This window comes from Phyllobacterium chamaecytisi, from assembly GCF_020164455.1.
GTDB classification, from domain to species: domain Bacteria; phylum Pseudomonadota; class Alphaproteobacteria; order Rhizobiales; family Rhizobiaceae; genus Phyllobacterium; species Phyllobacterium chamaecytisi.
Map to the genome: position 1 here is coordinate 145618 of NZ_JAIQWW010000012.1, position 17773 is coordinate 163390.

The window sequence follows — 17773 nt, forward strand, 5'->3', positions numbered from 1 at the left end:
TTCACACAACGTTTTTGATATTCGCGTCGGAAATCGCATAATGGGCCAGAGCCAGCTGCATTTCAATTATTCACCAGTTGGCTTCTTGACCAAGCAATGGCGAAATTGTCAGGCGTTTTTGGATGGGAGCGCTTTGACCAGCGACGTGCTGCGCCCAGCGTGCCAACAGTTCGCGCCGGCGCTCTATGAAATCCGTGCGTCGATAAGCCCGCTCGACAGATCCACCGACGGTATAGCCGAGCACCGTCTCGGCTATTTCGTATGGTGCGTCTGTTCCTTCCGCTATCCAGTCGCGCAGACTTGACCGAGATCCATGCGGACGTGCTGTCATTTGTGCTCGTTCCATGTATCGCGCGCCATGGTCGCGTCTGAAATCACACCCTTCTTGACGCTGGGAAAGAGGAACCCTTCACGGGCATGGCGCTTGGTTTCATCAATGACCGCAAGCGCCAGCGCCCTGCCTTACCGTCGCCTTTCAGCTCGGCCTTTCGACTTTCGAAGGCGTCGAAAGCAATCTCTTTCAGTAGGTGGTGCAGGCGTCCAAAATATGCGGATGATTTTCGCACAGCCGCATTCCTGAACGCCTGCTGCTTCACTTCTCATAATAAAGAAACAGGTTTGACGAGAAGCATCCAAGGCGGATGCCGGTGTAACCAACCTTGCTTCCGGGAGGCGACAACAAACGTAGTCTGGAAGCACTCATCAAGATCAGATTTTCCTCTTTGCTCCAATCTTCTTTCCCAAAGATTGAACATGACACAGAGAATGACCAGTTCGTATAATGCACGAAGGGAAACCCCGTGTGATGTTCTACGGGAAAGTATCGATGCGGCACGGTGATGAAAACACGTCGAGAAACTCTGATTAGTTCGCTGACAAAGAACTGCTGATTCTCTTGATTGCCAACATGCTCCAAAACGGCATTCGCCGTTGCTATGTCAAATTGGTCGTCCGCAAAAGGCAACGCCTTGTTGGCCGATATCTGTGTATAGGTTATCTCCGGATAGGCCTGTTTCAATTCGCGGCCCTGCCCAAGACCGCATGCGTGAATAGTAGATTTATGTGGATAGCGCGCCTCGAACCAATTTGCGCCGTCCGTTTGGATGTCGGAGACGCCGACGTCCAATATGCTCTCGGTTTCAATAGGCCTCACAAGCGCGGCGAATTCATCGTACATGTTTTCACGAGCCCGCATCATAATTCTGCCTGCCGCCGTTCCGGGACGAGCAACCTCATAATACTGCTGATCAATTGTTTCCTGCATGGTCAATTCGGTGCTTTTCGGTTGAACACGATTTTGTTCGCGCCCGCGTAGTTGAAGATCATAGCGAGGAGCGCCGCTATCGCGAGGGCAATGACGGGATAATCGCTTAGTCGGGTAATTGTCACCAGAACACTATAGACAGTGAAGTTTATGATTGCGCCGGTTCCTTGGACGGTGAAATATTTAAAGAATTCCGCGAAAGAAACCGAGGGATTCGAAGTAAACACGAAAGTGCGGTTGAGCAGCCACGTGGTGACCATTGCCGCGGGGAACGAGGCCAGGCGAGCGAGGATCACCTCGATGTGAAATATTTCGGTGAGACACAGCAAAATCCCGCCGTCTATCAAAAACCCCACTATTCCAACTAAAAGGAATCCGGTGAGCCGCTTCAAAGCCATAGCCTGGTTCCGGCGGACAGATAGGCAAGGCGCTTGATCTCTCGCCGTGTCTTCGTAACCATGTCCAAGATAAGCGCGGTCGTGAATAAAAGAGCTGATATGACGATGATGCCTGCACTTAACACTGCGGAGGGCAGGCGTGTGATGGTTCTCGTATCAAGGAACTCGAAAATCACAGGAATACCGGTTGCCATGCCGATCAGGAGCGCTACCAGGGCAAGGGTCGCAAAGAACGCAAAAGGCTTTTCATCTTTTATTAGCCGGGCAATCAGCATCAGGATCTTGATTCCGTCTGGTATAGTCCTCAGCTTGGACTCAGAACCTTCCGGTCGAACATCATATACTGTCTGAAGTTCGGCACATGACATGCCCAGCTCCAGAGCATGTACGGTAAATTCCGTTTCGATTTCAAATCCCTTCGACATCAGGGGAAATGATTTTACAAACCGTCGCGAAAAAACCTTATAGCCCGAGAGCATGTCACGAAACTGCCGGCCAAAAATGCACCGGACGATGCCGCTCAGTATTACGTTGCCGGTCCGATGGCCTAATCGATAGGCCAGCGCTTCTGGTGCAACGCGTGCGCCGTTGACGAGGTCCAGTTGGTTGGCAACAAGGGCCTGTATGAGAGCAGGCGCAGCAGACGCGTCATAAGTGTTGTCGCCATCGGCCATAACGTAAATATCGGCATCGATATCCGCGAACATTCTCCGGACGACGTGCCCTTTGCCTTGCCGTGGCTCGCGTCTGACAATAGCTCCTGCCGCACTTGCCTCGGCTGAAGTATTATCGGTTGAATTATTGTCATAAACGTAAACCCTGGCGTGAGGGAGAGCCTCGATAAACGCTTTTACTACTACCCCAATGGTCGAGCCTTCATTGTAGCAAGGCAGCAGAACAGCTACCTTGTAGGTCAACAGGCCGGATACCTCGATTGACGTGGCCTGATGGGTCAAAGTTTTCTCGCTTCGCAGAGTTTCAAATCGGCGGATGGCTCGAGGTTTGATCGAATTGGCTTGCAAGTCTCAGGCAAGGATTGCATGCCAAGGCCAGAAAACATCCCGGCTTCATTGCCGCCGGCACGCTCGATGGTATAGATGCGGCCATGGTGGTTAGAAATGATCTCCAGTGTCCGCGCATAAAGGCGATATCCGATGCTGCGCCCGGTCACGTAAATTGCTCCGACGAATCGAAGCTCACGAGCTTCAAAATATGGCAGTAAGTAGCTCGCTGGTTGTGTTGCCACGACGATGAGGGCACCGTTATCGACCGGTGGAATCTCGATGCCATAGTCCTTGTAAGAATATGGCAGTCGACCCCATTGCGGATAGGAGGTGAGCATCTGCGAGGTGACGCACACCAGGATCACCGCGGTGGGTGCTGCAATTCTGCCAACGCGGATCGGAATTAGAGTGGCGAAGCCCAATACGGTGATAGAAGACCCGATGATCTCAATGGGTATGGCATAGCGAATGATCGAAAACCGCATGAGCCAGACAACATAACCCAGGACGGCGAAGGCAAGCAGGAAACGGACTCTGGGTGAATGCGACAGGTATTTACGTCCGAACAGAAGGAAGCCCATTGTCGCAGTTAGAAAAAAAGCAAATCGCGGATCACGAAGTGGCGGTTCTGCAACCATACCGGTTACGGTCGAAAATGCCCAAAAGAATGGATACGCGATCCACATGACTAACGTAGTTGGGAAAAATCGTGGGTCACCTTCATTGATAGGCGGATACCAAGAGGATCGGAAGGTTTCGTTGAAGAAGGGAAAAATAGGGTTTTCAAAACGAGCGAAGGTCAAATATCCCCACCATCCGAATATCAGCGCAAACGCAATTGCCCATCCCGCACAGAATGCTGCGGCCGGAACCAGCCCTCGCCGAATGCCAAGTGCAAAAAACAACGCGATCAATCCGGCGGGAGCATAGATAAGGGCCGTCAATTTAAGTGCGGCTGCCGATCCGATCGCAATGCCAGCAAATAATGAAGAGCGGGCAACACGTCCGTCGCTTTCTAGAGCGGCAAGAATGAGGAGCGCTCCGAGCATAGTGAGGACCGCCAACTGCATTTCGTTAAACGAAGAAGAAATTTGTGAAATAGAAGCAACACCCGATAGGCACAAAAATGTTGCCATAACGGTATAGAATATCCTTCCCGCGCTTCCTTCTTTTCTTAATAATGATACCGTCGAAAACAGCACAACGTTAAATCTAAATGTCACATACATCAAAATACCGTAGTAAAATGACTGGATTATCGTAGTTGTCCGAAGGCTAAAATTTTTAACCATCAAATAAAATGGAAGATCGATGATAGGGCTGAACATAGCCTGGACACCCGTTGGCATCAAATCTGAGTCATATCTCCAATCGGCTAACGCAAATCCAGCATACAAGTGGTAGTTGAGAAGATCCCAATTTGCATCATGCCCCATTGTTACAGCTATGCTTGCAGCAATGACCATGCAAAATACAAATATCGCTACCTCCCTGGTCACAGGAAATGAAATCGGGATCCGCAAAATAATAAACCCTGGAAAATTCCGGTGATAAAATCACCTTGAAATGAAATAAAGCAATGGCACAAATATTTATAGCGTCTTTATACTTCGTTGCTTCGTGCTGCCCCCTATAAGGCGCGGCACGCGAGAAAATGCAAAAAAGCTTCTTACTCGTTACACAAAAACATAAAGGATGAAAAGCTAGACTTTAGTCGGACACCTTTGACGGCGACGCATCTACTTCCGGCCGGTCAAGTTCCGCAGGCGCTCGCGGACCAGACGCGCGATATTCTGCGTGCGCCGGTAAAGGTGAAGCTGTGAAGCCGCCTGCCGTGCTGCGCGGTCGGCGGCGGGTGTCAGCCCGATCACCAGCGTGCCGACGGGTTCACGCTCCATGAACAGGCGCGATGCGACAGGATGGTCCGGTACGGCACAGGAATCCGTCCGGTCGATGTTGGGATCGTCCAGGTGGTTTTTCAGCATCTCGATCATCAGGAGAACGCCGGGCGAATAGGCCGCGAGGCTTTCGTCATAGGCGGTTTTCCATGTCCACGCTTCGCCAGCTTCGACAAAGACTACGAGGACGGCGATGGTCTTGCCGTCAAGTTCGAGTGTGTGGATGCGGGCGAGATCGCGGGTCGCGAGGTTGTTGACCGCCTCGCGGGCAAAGGCAGCACGGAAACGGTCGACCGCCATGGCGGAACCGCGCTGGCCTTTCCAGCCGCTGGCTTCGAGCACGAGGAAATCCTCCAGCCGCACGCGGATATCTTCTTCGCTGCGGCTGACGGTATAGGTCAGCTTGCCCTTGTCGGCGAGGCGGCGCCATAGCCGGCGATATTCCTTGGCGTGCTTGGCACCAATGGCATCACGCAGGTACTCTTCGCCTTCCTTGGCGCTTTCAAGGAAGGGCCGCTCGACCTGATTGACGGTCACCATCGTAAGATTGCGGTCCAGCGCGATGGAACGGATCAGCTGTGCCGCGGTGCGGTTCAGCAGTATGTCCGGCAGCACCAGAATTTCCGGGAATTTGAGGTGCTTGCGCCCCAGCATGTCGAACAGGTCATTAAGCACCCCGACCGGATCGTCGCGGTCGATCAGCGGCGTGCCCTGTGGCCCGAAGGGCGTGGCCCAGGCGCGGATGATGGAAGCCGTCACATTGAAACCCGGCCGCTCGATCGTATAGGGCATGAGGAAGCGCAAACGGCTCTTCACATCGTTCTCGTCGCGCATGACCATGAAGCGAACCTGCCGGTCGTCGAGGCGTGGCATGGCGGGGGCGAGGAAACGCGGATTGAAGAAGATGTTTGGCTCGACCGTACGATACGTCAGATATTCAAGCTCATCGAGGAGTTCGAAACCGGCGGAGGCCGAATAGACGGAAAGCTTGCGCGGAACGGCGCGCGTGCCGAGGGTCTCCTCGAGCTGCTTAGTCGCCTCGTGCGACTCGAAGCCCGAGAGCTGGGAGAGGATCTGCGAGGACGGGCCTCCGGCAAGTTCTTCGAGAAGCGGTATGGCTGCCATCAGACTTCTTCCTTGGCAGCGTCTGTCCTGCCCGCAAAAACGAACATCGTAATGTTCAGACGATTGTAAACAGTCAGCGCCAGCGTCACCGCTTCAAACACCATCGAGAATGCCGTCGCAAAAGCGGCACCAGCAAGGCCGTAGGCCGGTATCAATACAATGCTGAGACAGATATTAACAATCAGTGTGACCGCATAGACCATGGCGCAAATTTTCTGCTTGCCGGCCATGTTGAGGAGGCTTTCTGCCGGACCGACCGAAGCGCGGGCGACGACGCCGATCACCAGAATGAACAACAGTGGATAACCATCGGTAAACTGGGCGCCGAAGAGCAGGAGGAGCGGCTTGCCAAGAACGAGAAGGATGATTGCCATCGCCAATGACGGCCAGAAGGTCCAGCGCGCCGTATCGCTGGCGAATTGCGCAAGCTGGTCATGGTCATGGGTATGCATCAACTCGGAATAGCGCTGGGCGGCGCCAGCCTTGACCGAGAAATAGACGAAATGGACCAATGCGAGCAGTTTGACCGTCGCGAAATAGGTCGCGACCTTGTCCGGGTCCATATAGCGGCCGACCATCAGGACGTCGGCATTGGTCAAAAGGAAGAAGAACCCTTCGACCAGAAAGATCGGTAGCGAAACCGCGAACCATTCTCCAAAACGGATCGCCTTCGGACCGGGCGACACAACCTCTCTGAACCTGTGATTGACGACCGCTAATTGCACCAGCGAGGTCATATAGGTCGCAATAATCGCCGATATTACCGCCGCCACTGCTGTCGGTGCAAAGCCGGCCACATGGGCGATGGTCATAATGACAAGAGTGAGAATTGGACGGATGATGTAGGTCGGCGTCAGCGCGACCAATGCCCAGGATCGTGACCGTGCGGTTCCGTCCAGCGTATCGCCGAGCGCAATCATCGGCAGACAGATGAAGCCGATGATGAAGGGCGCGACGTAGTAGGATTCGATCGCATCGCGTAAGAGATAGACCCCGGCAGCGCCGATGATCGCGATGCAGGTCGTCAGGCCGAGCGCGAATATCTTGCTGGTGAACAAAATGCCGCGCAGATGATCCAGCTGCCGGTGTTCCAGATATTCCGGCACGAAGCGGATGACACTGGTCTGGAAACCCAGACAGGAGAGGTTCCCGAGAATAACCACCGTCACCCAGACAAGGACGAAAATGCCGTATTCGAACTGGCCCATCCAGCGGGCGAAGATGACCTGCGAGACGAGTGCGATGGCAGCGCTGATAATACGGATGGAAAAGGCGATCAGTGACACGCGCTGCGCTGCGGCGTGCTCCATTGAACCGTCAAACAGCTGATCGAGGCGGACTAGCCACGGACGGAGCTGCTTTGACAGTTTATCCGGCAGATACCGGTCTGCAGCTTCGACCGCAGAAATTCGCAAGGGCAGCTCCACTCGTTTCCAATGCAAGACGCTTACTGCGTAAACGTTTAGAAACGGTTCGGAAAGTCAACGGCTTGTGTTGTTGGAACAAGAGAAAAGGCCGCGTTTTGAACGCGGCCTTTGGGTTCATCAGACGAAAGCACCGTGACAGTGCTTGTATTTCTTGCCCGAACCGCAGGGGCAGGCCTCGTTGCGGCCAACCTTGCCCCACGTCTGCGGGTTATTCGGATCGCGATCCTTGGGATCAACGACACGCAGATCCTGCTGTACTGCAAGAACACTGCCGCCACCGAAATCGTCCTCACCCGTGAGGCCATCGAGGTGATGTGCTTCCATCACCGGCAGTTCCGGCTCAGGCGCGCTTGCGGCTTCGCGCACGAGTTCCACGCGCATCAACTGGCTGGTCACGTTCTGGCGCAAATTGGCCAGCAGCGTCTGGAAGAGTTCGAAGCCTTCGCTCTTGTATTCGTTGAGCGGGTCGCGCTGGGCGTAACCGCGGAAGCCGACGACGGAGCGAAGATGATCGAGATTGACCAGATGTTCGCGCCACAGGGCATCGAGGGTCTGCAAAATGACAGACTTCTCGACATAGGCCATGATTTCCGGACCAAACCGCTCGGCACGATCGGCGGCGGCCTTCTCAACGGCTTCCGTCAGGCGTTCCCGGATATCGTCCGGCGTAATACCGTCTTCGAGGGCCCATTCGGTGATCGGCAGATTGAGATTGAGAACATTGCGCACATCCTCGTCGAGCTCGGCGATCTTCCATTGTTCCGCGTAGGCGCCTTCGGGCGTGTAGCGCGCCAGCAGATCGTCCACCACATCCTCGCGCATTTCCCTGGTGGTCTGGCTGAGATCGGTGCTGTCCATCAATTCAATGCGCTGCTCGAAGATCACCTTGCGCTGATCATTCATCACATCATCATATTTCAGAAGGTTCTTGCGGATATCGAAGTTGCGCGCCTCGACCTTCTTCTGCGCTTTTTCCAGCGCCTTGTTGATCCAGGGATGGACGATGGCTTCGTCTTCCTTGAGGCCAAGCTTCTGCAGCATGCCATCCATGCGTTCGGAACCGAAAATCCGCATCAGATCGTCCTGCAGCGACAGGAAGAACTTCGAGCGGCCGGGATCACCCTGACGGCCTGAACGGCCGCGCAACTGGTTGTCGATGCGGCGGCTTTCATGGCGTTCGGTCGCAAGAACGTAAAGCCCGCCGGCCGCAAGTGCTTTTTCCTTGAGCTTGGCAATGTCGGCTCTGATCGCGGCTTCTTTTGCCTTACGCTCTTCGCCCTCGGCCATATCGTCGAGTTCGCGCGCTATGCGCATTTCCAGATTGCCGCCAAGCTGAATGTCGGTACCACGGCCTGCCATGTTGGTGGCTATGGTGATTGCACCTGGAACACCGGCTTGCGCGACGATATGGGCTTCCTGTTCGTGATAGCGGGCATTCAAGACCTGGAAGTCCTTGAAGCCTTCCTTGCGCAGGCGTTCAGCCAGTTGCTCGGATTTCTCGATCGACGTGGTGCCAACGAGGATAGGCTGGCCCTTGGCTGTCGCATCACGAATATCGCGAACGATCGCCTTGTATTTTTCCTCGACGGTCCGGTAGACCTCGTCGTCCTCGTCGAGACGCTGAACGGGAACGTTGGTCGGAATTTCAGTCACTTCGAGACCGTAGATGTTGCCGAATTCTTCCGCTTCGGTGGAAGCTGTACCGGTCATGCCGGCAAGCTTCTTGTACATGCGGAAATAGTTCTGGAACGTGATCGAGGCCAGTGTCTGATTTTCCGGCTGGATCGTCACATGTTCCTTCGCTTCAAGCGCCTGGTGCAGGCCTTCCGAGAAGCGGCGGCCCGGCATCATGCGGCCGGTGAACTCATCGATGATAACGATTTCGTCGTTGCGAACGATGTAGTCCTTGTCCTTCTGGAAGAGCTTGTGCGCTCGCAAAGCATTGTTGACGTGGTGCACGACAGCAACGTTCTCGATATCGTAAAGGCCTTCGCCCTTGAGATGACCGGCTTCCTTCAGGAGGTTTTCGAGCTTCTCGGTGCCCTCCTCGGTAAAGATCGCCGTCTTCTGCTTCTCGTCGATCTCATAGTCTTCGGGGTTCAATGGTTTGATGAACGCATCGATGAGATTGTAGAAATCGGACCGATCGTCGAGCGGGCCGGAGATGATCAGCGGCGTGCGCGCTTCATCGACGAGGATCGAATCCACTTCGTCGACGATGGCGTAGTTGTGCGGACGCTGCACCATCTGGGCGCGCTCATATTTCATGTTGTCGCGCAGATAGTCGAAGCCGAGTTCATTGTTGGTGGCGTAGGTGATATCGGCGTTATAGGCCTTGGCACGCTCTTCATCATCGAGACCATGCACGATGATGCCATAGGAGAGGCCGAGGAAATTATAGATCTGGCCCATCCAGTGCGCATCGCGGGTGGCAAGGTAGTCGTTCACAGTGACGACATGAACGCCTTTGCCCTCAAGCGCATTCAGGTAGACTGGCAGGGTCGCAACGAGGGTCTTGCCTTCGCCGGTTCGCATCTCGGAAATGCCGCCATTATGAAGGACCATGCCGCCGATCAGCTGGACGTCGAAGGGGCGCATGCCAAGAACGCGCTTGGCAGCCTCACGTGCCACGGCAAAGGCCGGAACAAGCAGATCGTCGAGTTTGGTGCCATTGGCGAGCTTTTCGCGAAACTCCGCGGTTTTTGCCTTGAGCTCATCATCGGTAAGCGACGAGATTTCTGCCTCAAGCGCATTGATCTGATCAACGCGGGGTTTGAAGCTGCGGACGCGGCGCTCATTCGAGGAGCCGAAAATCTTGCGGGCGAGGCCGCCGAAACTGACCATCCCTGGTCCTCTCTATAATACGTTTTGCCAGCAACTGTGGCATTTGAGGCATCCAAAGCCTGACATTCAAGACGCCTGATACAATACGGACACCAAGCCCAAGGTATAAGTCTATCTGTTGCCAAGCTATCTGGACGCAAAGCCGATGGACAGATAAGAGGGGGCACGAATGATGTCAATGTTGAAGCAACAAGCGATCGATCGCCGCCTCATGGCAAAATTCTGCCGTATTCATAGCCCGTACCGGTCCTCCCAAGGAGAAATTGACCCATGAACCAATTGCGTAAAACCCTTTCATTAATGACTGTCGCTGCACTTTTGACCGGTATATCTTCTGTGGCAATGGCCCAGGAAGCCGGTAAAACGGAACCTGCCAAGCCAGATGCCGCACAGGCAGATACTGCCAAGGCCGATCCCGATAAAGTGCTTGCAACAATCAACGGCAGCAAGATCACCAACAAGGACGTAGACCAGATTTCTGCGGACCTCGATCCGCAATTTGCCAAGCTGCCTGATGATCAGCGGCGTTTGGCCGCTCTGGCTGCCATTATCGACATCAAGTCACTTGCAGCGAAGGCTGAAGCCGAAAAGCTTGACCAGACCCCTGAGTTCCAGGCTCGTCTCGAGTTTCTGAAGGACCGCGCCCTGCACAATGACTACTTCAAGCAGCAGGTCGTCGACAAGATCACCGACGCTGACATTCGCGCTCGCTACGATAAGGAAATCGCAGCGATGCCGCCACAAAATGAAGTCCGCGCCCGTCATATTCTGGTGAAGACCAAGGAAGAAGCCGAAGCTATCATCAAGCAGCTCGATGGCGGAGCGAAGTTCGAAGACGTTGCCAAGGAGAAGTCGACGGACGGCTCTGCGGCGCAGGGCGGCGATCTCGGCTATTTCGGACCAGGGCAGATGGTGCCGGAATTTGACAAGGCAGCCAATGCGCTGGAAGTCGGCCAGTACACCAAAGAACCCGTCCAGACCCAGTTCGGCTTCCATGTGATCAAGCTCGAAGACAAGCGTACCCAGCAGCCGCCTGCGTTCGATCAGGTCAAGGACCAGGTGAAATCCATCCTCATTCGCGAGAAGTACATGGAGCTGGTGAAGAAGGACCGCGGCGACCTGAAGATCGAATATACCGATCCGGCAACGGAAGCAGCGATCAAGGCTGCAACCGAAGCCCAGCAGTAATACGGTGCCGGTTTATCTCCCCCCTTGTGGGGGAGAAAGCGATTTCAGCACTTAGCTATTGCTAAGTGCTGAAAATCGCCAGAGAGGGGAAACTGCACGTTCTTTTGAAATCCCCTCACTTGGATTTTCCAAGGATTTAGCAAAGAAGCTAAATCCAGGAAAACCCTTTCTCTCCCACAAGGGGAGAGATAATCAGCGCTCACTTCGTCAACCCTTGCGAGGTTCCATGTCCACATCCGTCTCTCCGCTGGCTCCGAAACATTATCCGACCATGCCGGAAATTCACGGGGTAAAGATCGCCACAGCTGAAGCCGGTATCAAATACAAGGGCCGGACAGACGTTTTGCTCATCGTATTCGATCGGCCAACGGCCGTGGCCGGTGTATTCACACGGTCCAAATGCCCTTCGGCTGCCGTGGATTACTGCCGTACAAGTCTTGAGGGTGGCACGGCGCGGGCCGTCGTTGTCAATTCCGGCAATGCCAATGCCTTTACCGGGAAAAAGGGTCGCGAGTCTGCCAAATTGACCGCTGCAGCGGCCGCCAAGGCCGTGGGTTGCAAGCCTCATCATATTTTTCTTGCCTCGACCGGCGTGATCGGTGAGCCGCTCGATGCGGGTAAATTCAGCCATCTTCTGACGGACATGACGAAGAATGCCGTTGCCGAGCGCTGGCAGGATGCCGCGAGCGCCATCATGACGACCGATACATTTCCCAAGGTCGCAACCGAAACAGTACTGCTGGGCCGCGTGCCGGTAACAATAAATGGCATCGCCAAGGGTGCTGGCATGATCGCGCCGGATATGGCCACGATGCTGTCTTTCGTAGCCACCGATGCGCCGATTGCGGCAGATATTCTGCAGAAGCTCCTGTCGAAATCCGTTGGCAAGAGTTTCAATTCCGTCACCGTCGATAGCGATACATCGACATCCGACACCCTGCTGCTTTTCGCTACCGGATCAGCTGCCGAGCGCGGCGCTGCACCTGTTACCAAGCTCAAGGACAAGCGTCTCAAGCCTTTCGCCAAAGCGCTTGACCGCGTTCTGAAGGATCTCGCGCTGCAAGTGGTGCGTGACGGCGAGGGCGCACGCAAGATGCTTGAAATCAGCGTAACGGGTGCGACCTCCGCGCGCTCCGCCAAGCGGATCGCGTTGTCGATCGCCAATTCGCCGCTGGTCAAGACCGCTGCCGCTGGCGAGGACGCCAATTGGGGCCGCGTCGTCATGGCCGTCGGCAAGGCTGGCGAACCGGCGGATCGCGACCGGCTGGCGATCTGGTTCGGGGATATCCGCGTTGCCCGCGAAGGCGAGCGCGATCCGGACTATTCGGAAGAAGCGACCTCCGCCTATATGAAGAATGACGATATCAAGATCCGTGTCGACATCGGTCTCGGCAAAGGCAAGGCGACTGTCTGGACCTGTGATCTGACCAAGGAATATGTGGCGATCAATGGCGATTATCGCAGCTAAGAGCCGTTTGAAACTCTACTGCGGCGGTCATCTGACGCGATTTTCTCCGCTTCCGGTGCTCACGTACTTTAAGTACGCTGCGCTCCGGTTCTCGAAAACCACGCCATATGCCGCGCCGCAGCGACTTACAAACAGGCTCTGACAAGGATCATGCATGCAGTTAGCCCAAATCAGACAGTTTGAGGCGGTTGGTTTCCGGTCCTGGCCCGCATCGTCGGTGCACTATGATGGAAGCTGGGCAATTCGCATGACGGCCAGCCACCCGTCGAAGCGGTTGAATTCGGTCAATCCGCTCGATCCCGGTGATACCGACAATCTCGAACAGCGGGTGGCACGTGCAGCACAACGGTTTCGCGCCTATGGCAGACCGCCGATTTTCCGCCAGTCACCGCTCGCGCCGGAAGCGCTCGATGATTACCTCGAGGAGCTTGGCTGGGCACGTTTCGACGAATCCATGGTCATGGTCGTCGATCTGGCAAATGTCGATCTTTCGGACGCGCTCGATCAAATTCCGCTCAAAGATATAGGCCGGTTCATCGACGCCGCCTTGCAGGTGCAGAAAGATAATGCCGCGCTGAAACCTGGCCTCTTCGAAGTTATCAATGCCATTCGTCCATCCAAGGGCTTGTTCGTTATCGAAGAGGGCGCAGTACCGGTGTCAACGGCGATCTGTGTGCAGGATGGCGCACTCGCAGGTCTGTTCAACATTGGAACGGCGGCAAACCGGCGTCGCGTGGGCCTCGGTCGCACGATTATCAAATCGGCATTGAAATGGGCCTTGCAGCACGGCGCGAAGAAGGCGTGGTTACAGGTCGAAGTAGCGAACACCGGCGCCGTCGCGCTCTACGAGCAGATGGGCTTCAATGAAGCCTATCGCTATGCCTACAGGCAGGCGCCGGGGACATGAGCGAACACCCGATCCTTCTCGTGACGGCCTGTGCGCTGGTCGACGCTGATGGCCGGGTGTTGCTGACGCAGCGTCCGGAAGGCAAATCGCTCGCCGGCCTCTGGGAGTTTCCGGGTGGCAAGGTCGATCCGGGAGAAACGCCCGAGGAAAGCCTGATCCGCGAATTGCACGAAGAGCTCGGCATTGTCATCAAACCGGCCTGCCTGGCGCCGCTGACCTTTGCCAGCCACACCTATGAGACCTTCCATCTGCTGATGCCATTGTTCATCTGCCGGCGCTATGAGGGAATACCCCGCGGAATGGAGGGGCAGGTTCTCAAATGGGTACGGCCAAAGGATATGCGCGACTATCCAATGCCGCCCGCAGATATCCCGCTTATCCCGTTCCTTGTCGATCTCCTATAACTTTTCGCAACCCCAGACTGTATTCTTGCCGCGTTAACTCTGATGCTTAATTGATCCTTCACCTGATTGAGCGACTTTTAGTTAATCTTGACGCGTATTTCAGGTGGGGCATGGGGCGTAAGAACGACTATCTCGATGATGAACTGTTGCAACCGAGCGCTCTTTCGGGTGCAGCCGGAGGTATCTTGCGGATCACGTTGCTTTTCGGTTCCGCAGCCGTTGCGCTGGCTCTGATCATTGCGCCGCTTGCCGACCGCGGTTCGCAGGCTGTCGTCGATTATTCGACCAGCCGTTCCATCGATGAGATCCAGACCGGATCGATCAAGAAGCCCGAACCGATAACCACGTCCACCTATACCATTCGCCGGAGCGTACTGCAGTCTTCGCCCAAGGCGGTCTGTATATTGAACAGCGATGGTTCAAAGATCGGCGACTGCTAGCGCTATTTCTTCTCGATATCGTTGAGAAAATCGGCAAGCGATGCCTTGGCTGAGCCGGGCTTCAAGGGTTTCTGCTGCGATTCATGCGCAGCCCAGCCTGACATCCAGATGAACGAGAAAGTCGACCTGATCCGGCCGTCGGGATCGCTGAAGCGTTCCGCATAAATCTCCGCAACCCGCATGAAATAGTGCCGTGTCAATGGCCGGCGCGACCGTCCGATGAGGACATTCTGCATGCCCATGGCGCGCAGGTCGCGCATCAGGGCGAAGGCAGAGTCATAGCGCACCGTATAGCTCTCTATATCGGTGACGGGCAGGGTAAAGCCCGCACGCTGCAGCAGGCCGCCGACGTCGCGAACGTCGGCAAAGGGCACAACGCGGGGAGAGGCACCGCCATAAATCTCGCTCTCAGCCGCCAGCAGGCATTCGCGCAGTTCCGCCAGGGTATTCTCGCCGGCCATCGCACCGAGGAACAGACCATCGGGTTTCAGCGCGCGACGGATTTGCAATAGGGTGCCCGGTGTGTCGTTCGTGAGATGCAGGGATAGTAGTGACACAATAAGGTCAATGCTGGCCGGTTTAAGCGGCAGGATTTCCTCATCGGCGACCACTGCAGGAAACGTATTGTCGAGAAACTGCCGCGCGTGCTCGACACGCACGATCGTCGCGGCCTTGCCGGACCGCTGGATTGCGTGCGCGGCGAGACCCGTGTGGCTCGCCAGATCCACGGCAACGTCGAACTTGCGTTCAACGGCGGACAGGCGCTCCTCCAGATCTTCGCAAGCGCGCGCAAGCAGGAAATCCGCAGAATTTCCATGCTGCCGCAAAGCGCGCAAACGCCTCGCCAGCAATAAATTTCGATCGAAGACCTGATGCCGATCCATTCCGGATTTCTTTGATGTCTGTATAGTTGGGGTGTAGATGCGTCGCCTTGGAACGAATTGCAATGAAAACCAGCGGGAAAACAATCGGAGCAACGATAAGTCTCTTCGCACGCAGCGCAACCGATGGGTTGTTCGGATTGCTGTTTCCGCCGGTTTGCGCCGGCTGCGACAAGCACGTCGCGGAACCAGGGTCACTGTGCGGTCAATGCTGGTCGAAGGTGCGTTTCATCGAGAAGCCCTATTGCCCGGTGCTCGGCATCCCCTTCAGTCATGATCTTGGCGCCGAAATCCTCTCCGCAGAAGCGATTGCCGAGCCGCCCCCGTTCCGGCGCGCCCGTTCAGTCGCTGTGCACGAAGGTGTCATCCGCGATTTGGTGCATCGGCTCAAATATAATGATCGCACTGACCTCGGGCCATGGATGGCGCGCTGGATGGTGCGTGCGGGTGGCGAATTGCTGGATGATTGCGATATTATCGTGCCGGTCCCGCTGCACGCGCGGCGTTTCTGGTTTCGCCGGTTCAACCAATCCGCCGAACTTGCCCGGCATCTGGCGCGGTCGAGCGGCAAGGCATTTGATCCGGATGCGCTCAAACGCATTAAGCAGACGAAACAGCAAGTGGGCCTCGGCCTGAATGAGCGCGTCGCCAATGTGCGCGGTGCGTTCAAGGTGCCCGTGACGCAGGAAATCAAGGTGCGCGGCCGCAATGTCCTCCTGATCGACGACGTCTATACAACTGGCGCGACCGTCAAGGCCGCCGCCCGCGCGTTGCTCCGGGGCGGCGCGGTGAGCGTCGATGTCCTGACTTTCGGCCGGGTGTTATCAAAAGAATTGTCTCTCTGAGAGTCCTCTGACACTACTTCCGCGCAAAAAACAGGTCTTTTCGCCTGAAGTTTTGATGCCTATATAGAAAGGCAAACGGAGCTTTCGAATGGTTGATGTAACAATCTATACGCGTAACGGTTGTGGTTATTGTACAGCCGCCAAAAGCCTTTTGTCTAAAAAGGGCGTCGCTTTTACCGAGCACAATGCCTCGATCGAGCCCGCCGCCCGTCAGGAAATGCTGGCGCGCGCCAATGGCCGCTCGACATTTCCGCAAATCTTCATCGGCGAGGCTCATGTCGGTGGTTGCGATGATCTGTATGCGCTGGAAAATCAGGGCCGTCTCGACACATTGTTGAAGACCGGCGAACTCGCTTGAAGATTGGATTTGTGACATGAGTTCATTTCGCGCTGCCGCCATCCAGATGCGCTCGGGCACAGATCCTGAACGCAATGCCGCCGATCTTGCGACCTACGTTGCCGATGCTGCCGGCCAGGGTGCCGTCTACATCCAGACACCGGAAATGACGGGTGCACTGCAGCGCGATCGCAAGGCACTTGCCAGCGTTTTGAAAAGCGAAAGCGACGACATCATCGTTCGCACGGCTTCGGAGCTAGCGGCCAAGCACGGTATTCATCTTCATATAGGATCGACTGCGATTGCCCGCGACGATGGCAAGATTGCCAACCGCGCGTTTCTCTTCGGGCCGGACGGCAATATTCTCACGCGCTATGACAAGATCCACATGTTTGACGTCGATCTCGACAATGGCGAGAGCTGGCGCGAGTCCGCTGTCTACGCGCCGGGCGCCGATACGGTCGTGATCGATCTGCCTTTTGCACGGCTCGGTCTTGCCATCTGCTATGATGTACGTTTTCCGCAATTGTTCCGCGCCCAGGCATTGGCCGGTGCATCGGTGATTTCAGCACCTGCCGCCTTCACCCGCCAGACCGGCGAAGCGCATTGGCACGTGCTGCAGCGCGCTCGTGCGATCGAGAATGGCGCCTTCATGATTTCGGCGGCTCAGGGCGGTGTGCATGAGGATGGCCGGGAAACCTATGGTCATTCCATCATCGTCGCGCCGTGGGGCGAGGTTTTGGCGGAGGCCGATCATGCGGAACCTGCGGTTATTGTGGCGGACATCGATCCGGCACTGAGTGCAACGGCGCGAACGAAGGTGCCCAACCTCAAGAACGCCCGGCCATTCGGGGTTGTCGTGGAAAACGATGGACAGGCGACGAGGTTCAACGCCGCATCATGATTCGATTTTCTCTCCACTGCGACCATGACCATGAGTTCGAAGGCTGGTTTCGCAGCAATGACGATTTCGATACCCAAGTAGAGAAGCAGCTCGTTTCCTGCCCCGTCTGTGGTTCGCACAAAGTCGACAAGGCCCTGATGGCGCCGTCGGTTGCCACTGGCCGCCAGAAGGAAAAGATCGCCATCGCGATGAGCAAGATGGCAAGTGAACTACGTGAAATGGCCAAGAAGGTTCGCGAAAACTCCGATTATGTTGGCAGTGATTTTGCCGAGGAAGCCCGCAAAATTCATTTTGGCGAGGCAGAACAGCGCGGCATTTATGGCGAGGCGACGCGCGACGAAGTCGAAGCGCTCGTCGATGACGGTGTCGATGTGATGCCGCTGCCGGTGTTTCCCGACGACCACAATTGATCTTGATAGGCTGATGGCGATGTCTATGG

Annotated in this window: 17 protein-coding genes and 1 pseudogene; 9 read left to right on the forward strand and 9 right to left on the reverse strand. The window is 55.7% G+C overall.

Annotation, left to right across the window (positions count from 1 at the left end):
* Positions 1 to 70: 70 nt before the first annotated feature.
* The 8 genes and pseudogenes from LB462_RS18800 to secA all read right to left on the reverse strand — a co-directional run.
* A pseudogene (locus tag LB462_RS18800) lies at positions 71 to 450 on the reverse strand (hypothetical protein); the annotation flags it as partial.
* Between the two features lie 142 nt (positions 451 to 592).
* Positions 593 to 1264 (reverse strand): class I SAM-dependent methyltransferase, encoded by a 672-nt coding sequence (locus tag LB462_RS18805; protein WP_224511187.1) that lies wholly within the window; start codon positions 1262 to 1264, stop codon positions 593 to 595.
* Positions 1265 to 1266: 2 nt separating this feature from the next.
* On the reverse strand, positions 1267 to 1656 hold the full coding sequence (locus LB462_RS18810) for a GtrA family protein (protein ID WP_224511129.1): 390 nt from the start codon (positions 1654 to 1656) through the stop codon (positions 1267 to 1269).
* Positions 1653 to 2684, reverse strand: a complete 1032-nt coding sequence (locus LB462_RS18815) for a glycosyltransferase family 2 protein (protein WP_370637222.1) — start codon at positions 2682 to 2684, stop codon at positions 1653 to 1655. Before LB462_RS18815 ends, LB462_RS18810 begins: the two co-directional genes overlap by 4 nt.
* Positions 2615 to 4132, reverse strand: a complete 1518-nt coding sequence (locus LB462_RS18820) for a hypothetical protein (RefSeq protein ID WP_224511131.1) — start codon at positions 4130 to 4132, stop codon at positions 2615 to 2617. The genes LB462_RS18815 and LB462_RS18820 overlap by 70 nt, the downstream gene beginning before the upstream one ends.
* A gap of 273 nt (positions 4133 to 4405) precedes the next feature.
* Positions 4406 to 5689, reverse strand: coding sequence for a type IV secretion system effector crotonyl transferase BspF (gene bspF, locus LB462_RS18825; RefSeq protein ID WP_112532268.1), 1284 nt, complete (start codon positions 5687 to 5689; stop codon positions 4406 to 4408).
* Positions 5689 to 7104 (reverse strand): lipopolysaccharide biosynthesis protein, encoded by a 1416-nt coding sequence (locus LB462_RS18830; protein ID WP_224511133.1) that lies wholly within the window; start codon positions 7102 to 7104, stop codon positions 5689 to 5691. Before LB462_RS18830 ends, bspF begins: the two co-directional genes overlap by 1 nt.
* A gap of 129 nt (positions 7105 to 7233) precedes the next feature.
* Entirely contained in the window at positions 7234 to 9960 is a 2727-nt protein-coding gene (secA, locus tag LB462_RS18835; protein WP_224511136.1) for a preprotein translocase subunit SecA, read from the reverse strand.
* 270 nt (positions 9961 to 10230) lie between these two features.
* Here secA and LB462_RS18840 point away from each other — a divergent pair, with 270 nt between their 5' ends.
* The 5 genes from LB462_RS18840 (at position 10231) to LB462_RS18860 (ending at position 14367) form a co-directional block, all read left to right on the forward strand.
* Positions 10231 to 11148, forward strand: coding sequence for a peptidylprolyl isomerase (locus LB462_RS18840; protein ID WP_209999568.1), 918 nt, complete (start codon positions 10231 to 10233; stop codon positions 11146 to 11148).
* Between the two features lie 226 nt (positions 11149 to 11374).
* Complete coding sequence (gene argJ, locus LB462_RS18845) at positions 11375 to 12616, forward strand: bifunctional glutamate N-acetyltransferase/amino-acid acetyltransferase ArgJ (protein ID WP_224511137.1); 1242 nt, start codon at positions 11375 to 11377, stop codon at positions 12614 to 12616.
* Between the two features lie 154 nt (positions 12617 to 12770).
* Positions 12771 to 13523, forward strand: a complete 753-nt coding sequence (locus LB462_RS18850; protein WP_224511139.1) for a GNAT family N-acetyltransferase — start codon at positions 12771 to 12773, stop codon at positions 13521 to 13523.
* Positions 13520 to 13927: a (deoxy)nucleoside triphosphate pyrophosphohydrolase gene (locus tag LB462_RS18855; protein ID WP_224511141.1), complete on the forward strand. Its 408-nt coding sequence runs from the start codon at positions 13520 to 13522 to the stop codon at positions 13925 to 13927. Before LB462_RS18850 ends, LB462_RS18855 begins: the two co-directional genes overlap by 4 nt.
* A 110-nt stretch (positions 13928 to 14037) precedes the next feature.
* A complete protein-coding gene (locus tag LB462_RS18860; protein WP_112532261.1) occupies positions 14038 to 14367 on the forward strand; it encodes a hypothetical protein in 330 nt (109 codons plus the stop codon).
* Between the two features lie 2 nt (positions 14368 to 14369).
* Here the strand turns inward: LB462_RS18860 and LB462_RS18865 are convergent, their stop codons facing one another.
* Positions 14370 to 15251: a methyltransferase domain-containing protein gene (locus LB462_RS18865; RefSeq protein WP_224511143.1), complete on the reverse strand. Its 882-nt coding sequence runs from the start codon at positions 15249 to 15251 to the stop codon at positions 14370 to 14372.
* Between the two features lie 62 nt (positions 15252 to 15313).
* Here LB462_RS18865 and LB462_RS18870 point away from each other — a divergent pair, with 62 nt between their 5' ends.
* The 4 genes from LB462_RS18870 to LB462_RS18885 all read left to right on the forward strand — a co-directional run bounded on the left by LB462_RS18870 (position 15314) and on the right by LB462_RS18885 (position 17744).
* Positions 15314 to 16093: a ComF family protein gene (locus tag LB462_RS18870; RefSeq protein ID WP_370637223.1), complete on the forward strand. Its 780-nt coding sequence runs from the start codon at positions 15314 to 15316 to the stop codon at positions 16091 to 16093.
* A gap of 88 nt (positions 16094 to 16181) precedes the next feature.
* Complete coding sequence (gene grxC / locus LB462_RS18875) at positions 16182 to 16451, forward strand: glutaredoxin 3 (protein ID WP_224511144.1); 270 nt, start codon at positions 16182 to 16184, stop codon at positions 16449 to 16451.
* 16 nt (positions 16452 to 16467) lie between these two features.
* Positions 16468 to 17334: a carbon-nitrogen hydrolase family protein gene (locus LB462_RS18880; RefSeq protein ID WP_224511146.1), complete on the forward strand. Its 867-nt coding sequence runs from the start codon at positions 16468 to 16470 to the stop codon at positions 17332 to 17334.
* Positions 17331 to 17744 (forward strand): DUF1178 family protein, encoded by a 414-nt coding sequence (locus tag LB462_RS18885; RefSeq protein WP_224511148.1) that lies wholly within the window; start codon positions 17331 to 17333, stop codon positions 17742 to 17744. Before LB462_RS18880 ends, LB462_RS18885 begins: the two co-directional genes overlap by 4 nt.
* Positions 17745 to 17773 lie beyond the last annotated feature (29 nt).

Bases quoted from the DNA above. Each gene is read 5' to 3' on its own strand.
- LB462_RS18805 (WP_224511187.1), bottom strand. From the start codon at position 1,264: ATGCAGGAAACAATTGATCAGCAGTATTATGAGGTTGCTCGTCCCGGA.
- LB462_RS18820 (WP_224511131.1), bottom strand. From the start codon at position 4,132: ATGGTCATTGCTGCAAGCATAGCTGTAACAATGGGGCATGATGCAAAT.
- bspF (WP_112532268.1), bottom strand. From the start codon at position 5,689: ATGGCAGCCATACCGCTTCTCGAAGAACTTGCCGGAGGCCCGTCCTCG.
- secA (WP_224511136.1), bottom strand. From the start codon at position 9,960: ATGGTCAGTTTCGGCGGCCTCGCCCGCAAGATTTTCGGCTCCTCGAAT.
- LB462_RS18840 (WP_209999568.1), top strand. From the start codon at position 10,231: ATGAACCAATTGCGTAAAACCCTTTCATTAATGACTGTCGCTGCACTT.
- argJ (WP_224511137.1), top strand. From the start codon at position 11,375: ATGTCCACATCCGTCTCTCCGCTGGCTCCGAAACATTATCCGACCATG.
- LB462_RS18850 (WP_224511139.1), top strand. From the start codon at position 12,771: ATGCAGTTAGCCCAAATCAGACAGTTTGAGGCGGTTGGTTTCCGGTCC.
- LB462_RS18855 (WP_224511141.1), top strand. From the start codon at position 13,520: ATGAGCGAACACCCGATCCTTCTCGTGACGGCCTGTGCGCTGGTCGAC.
- LB462_RS18860 (WP_112532261.1), top strand. From the start codon at position 14,038: ATGGGGCGTAAGAACGACTATCTCGATGATGAACTGTTGCAACCGAGC.
- LB462_RS18865 (WP_224511143.1), bottom strand. From the start codon at position 15,251: ATGGATCGGCATCAGGTCTTCGATCGAAATTTATTGCTGGCGAGGCGT.
- LB462_RS18870 (WP_370637223.1), top strand. From the start codon at position 15,314: ATGAAAACCAGCGGGAAAACAATCGGAGCAACGATAAGTCTCTTCGCA.
- grxC (WP_224511144.1), top strand. From the start codon at position 16,182: ATGGTTGATGTAACAATCTATACGCGTAACGGTTGTGGTTATTGTACA.
- LB462_RS18880 (WP_224511146.1), top strand. From the start codon at position 16,468: ATGAGTTCATTTCGCGCTGCCGCCATCCAGATGCGCTCGGGCACAGAT.
- LB462_RS18885 (WP_224511148.1), top strand. From the start codon at position 17,331: ATGATTCGATTTTCTCTCCACTGCGACCATGACCATGAGTTCGAAGGC.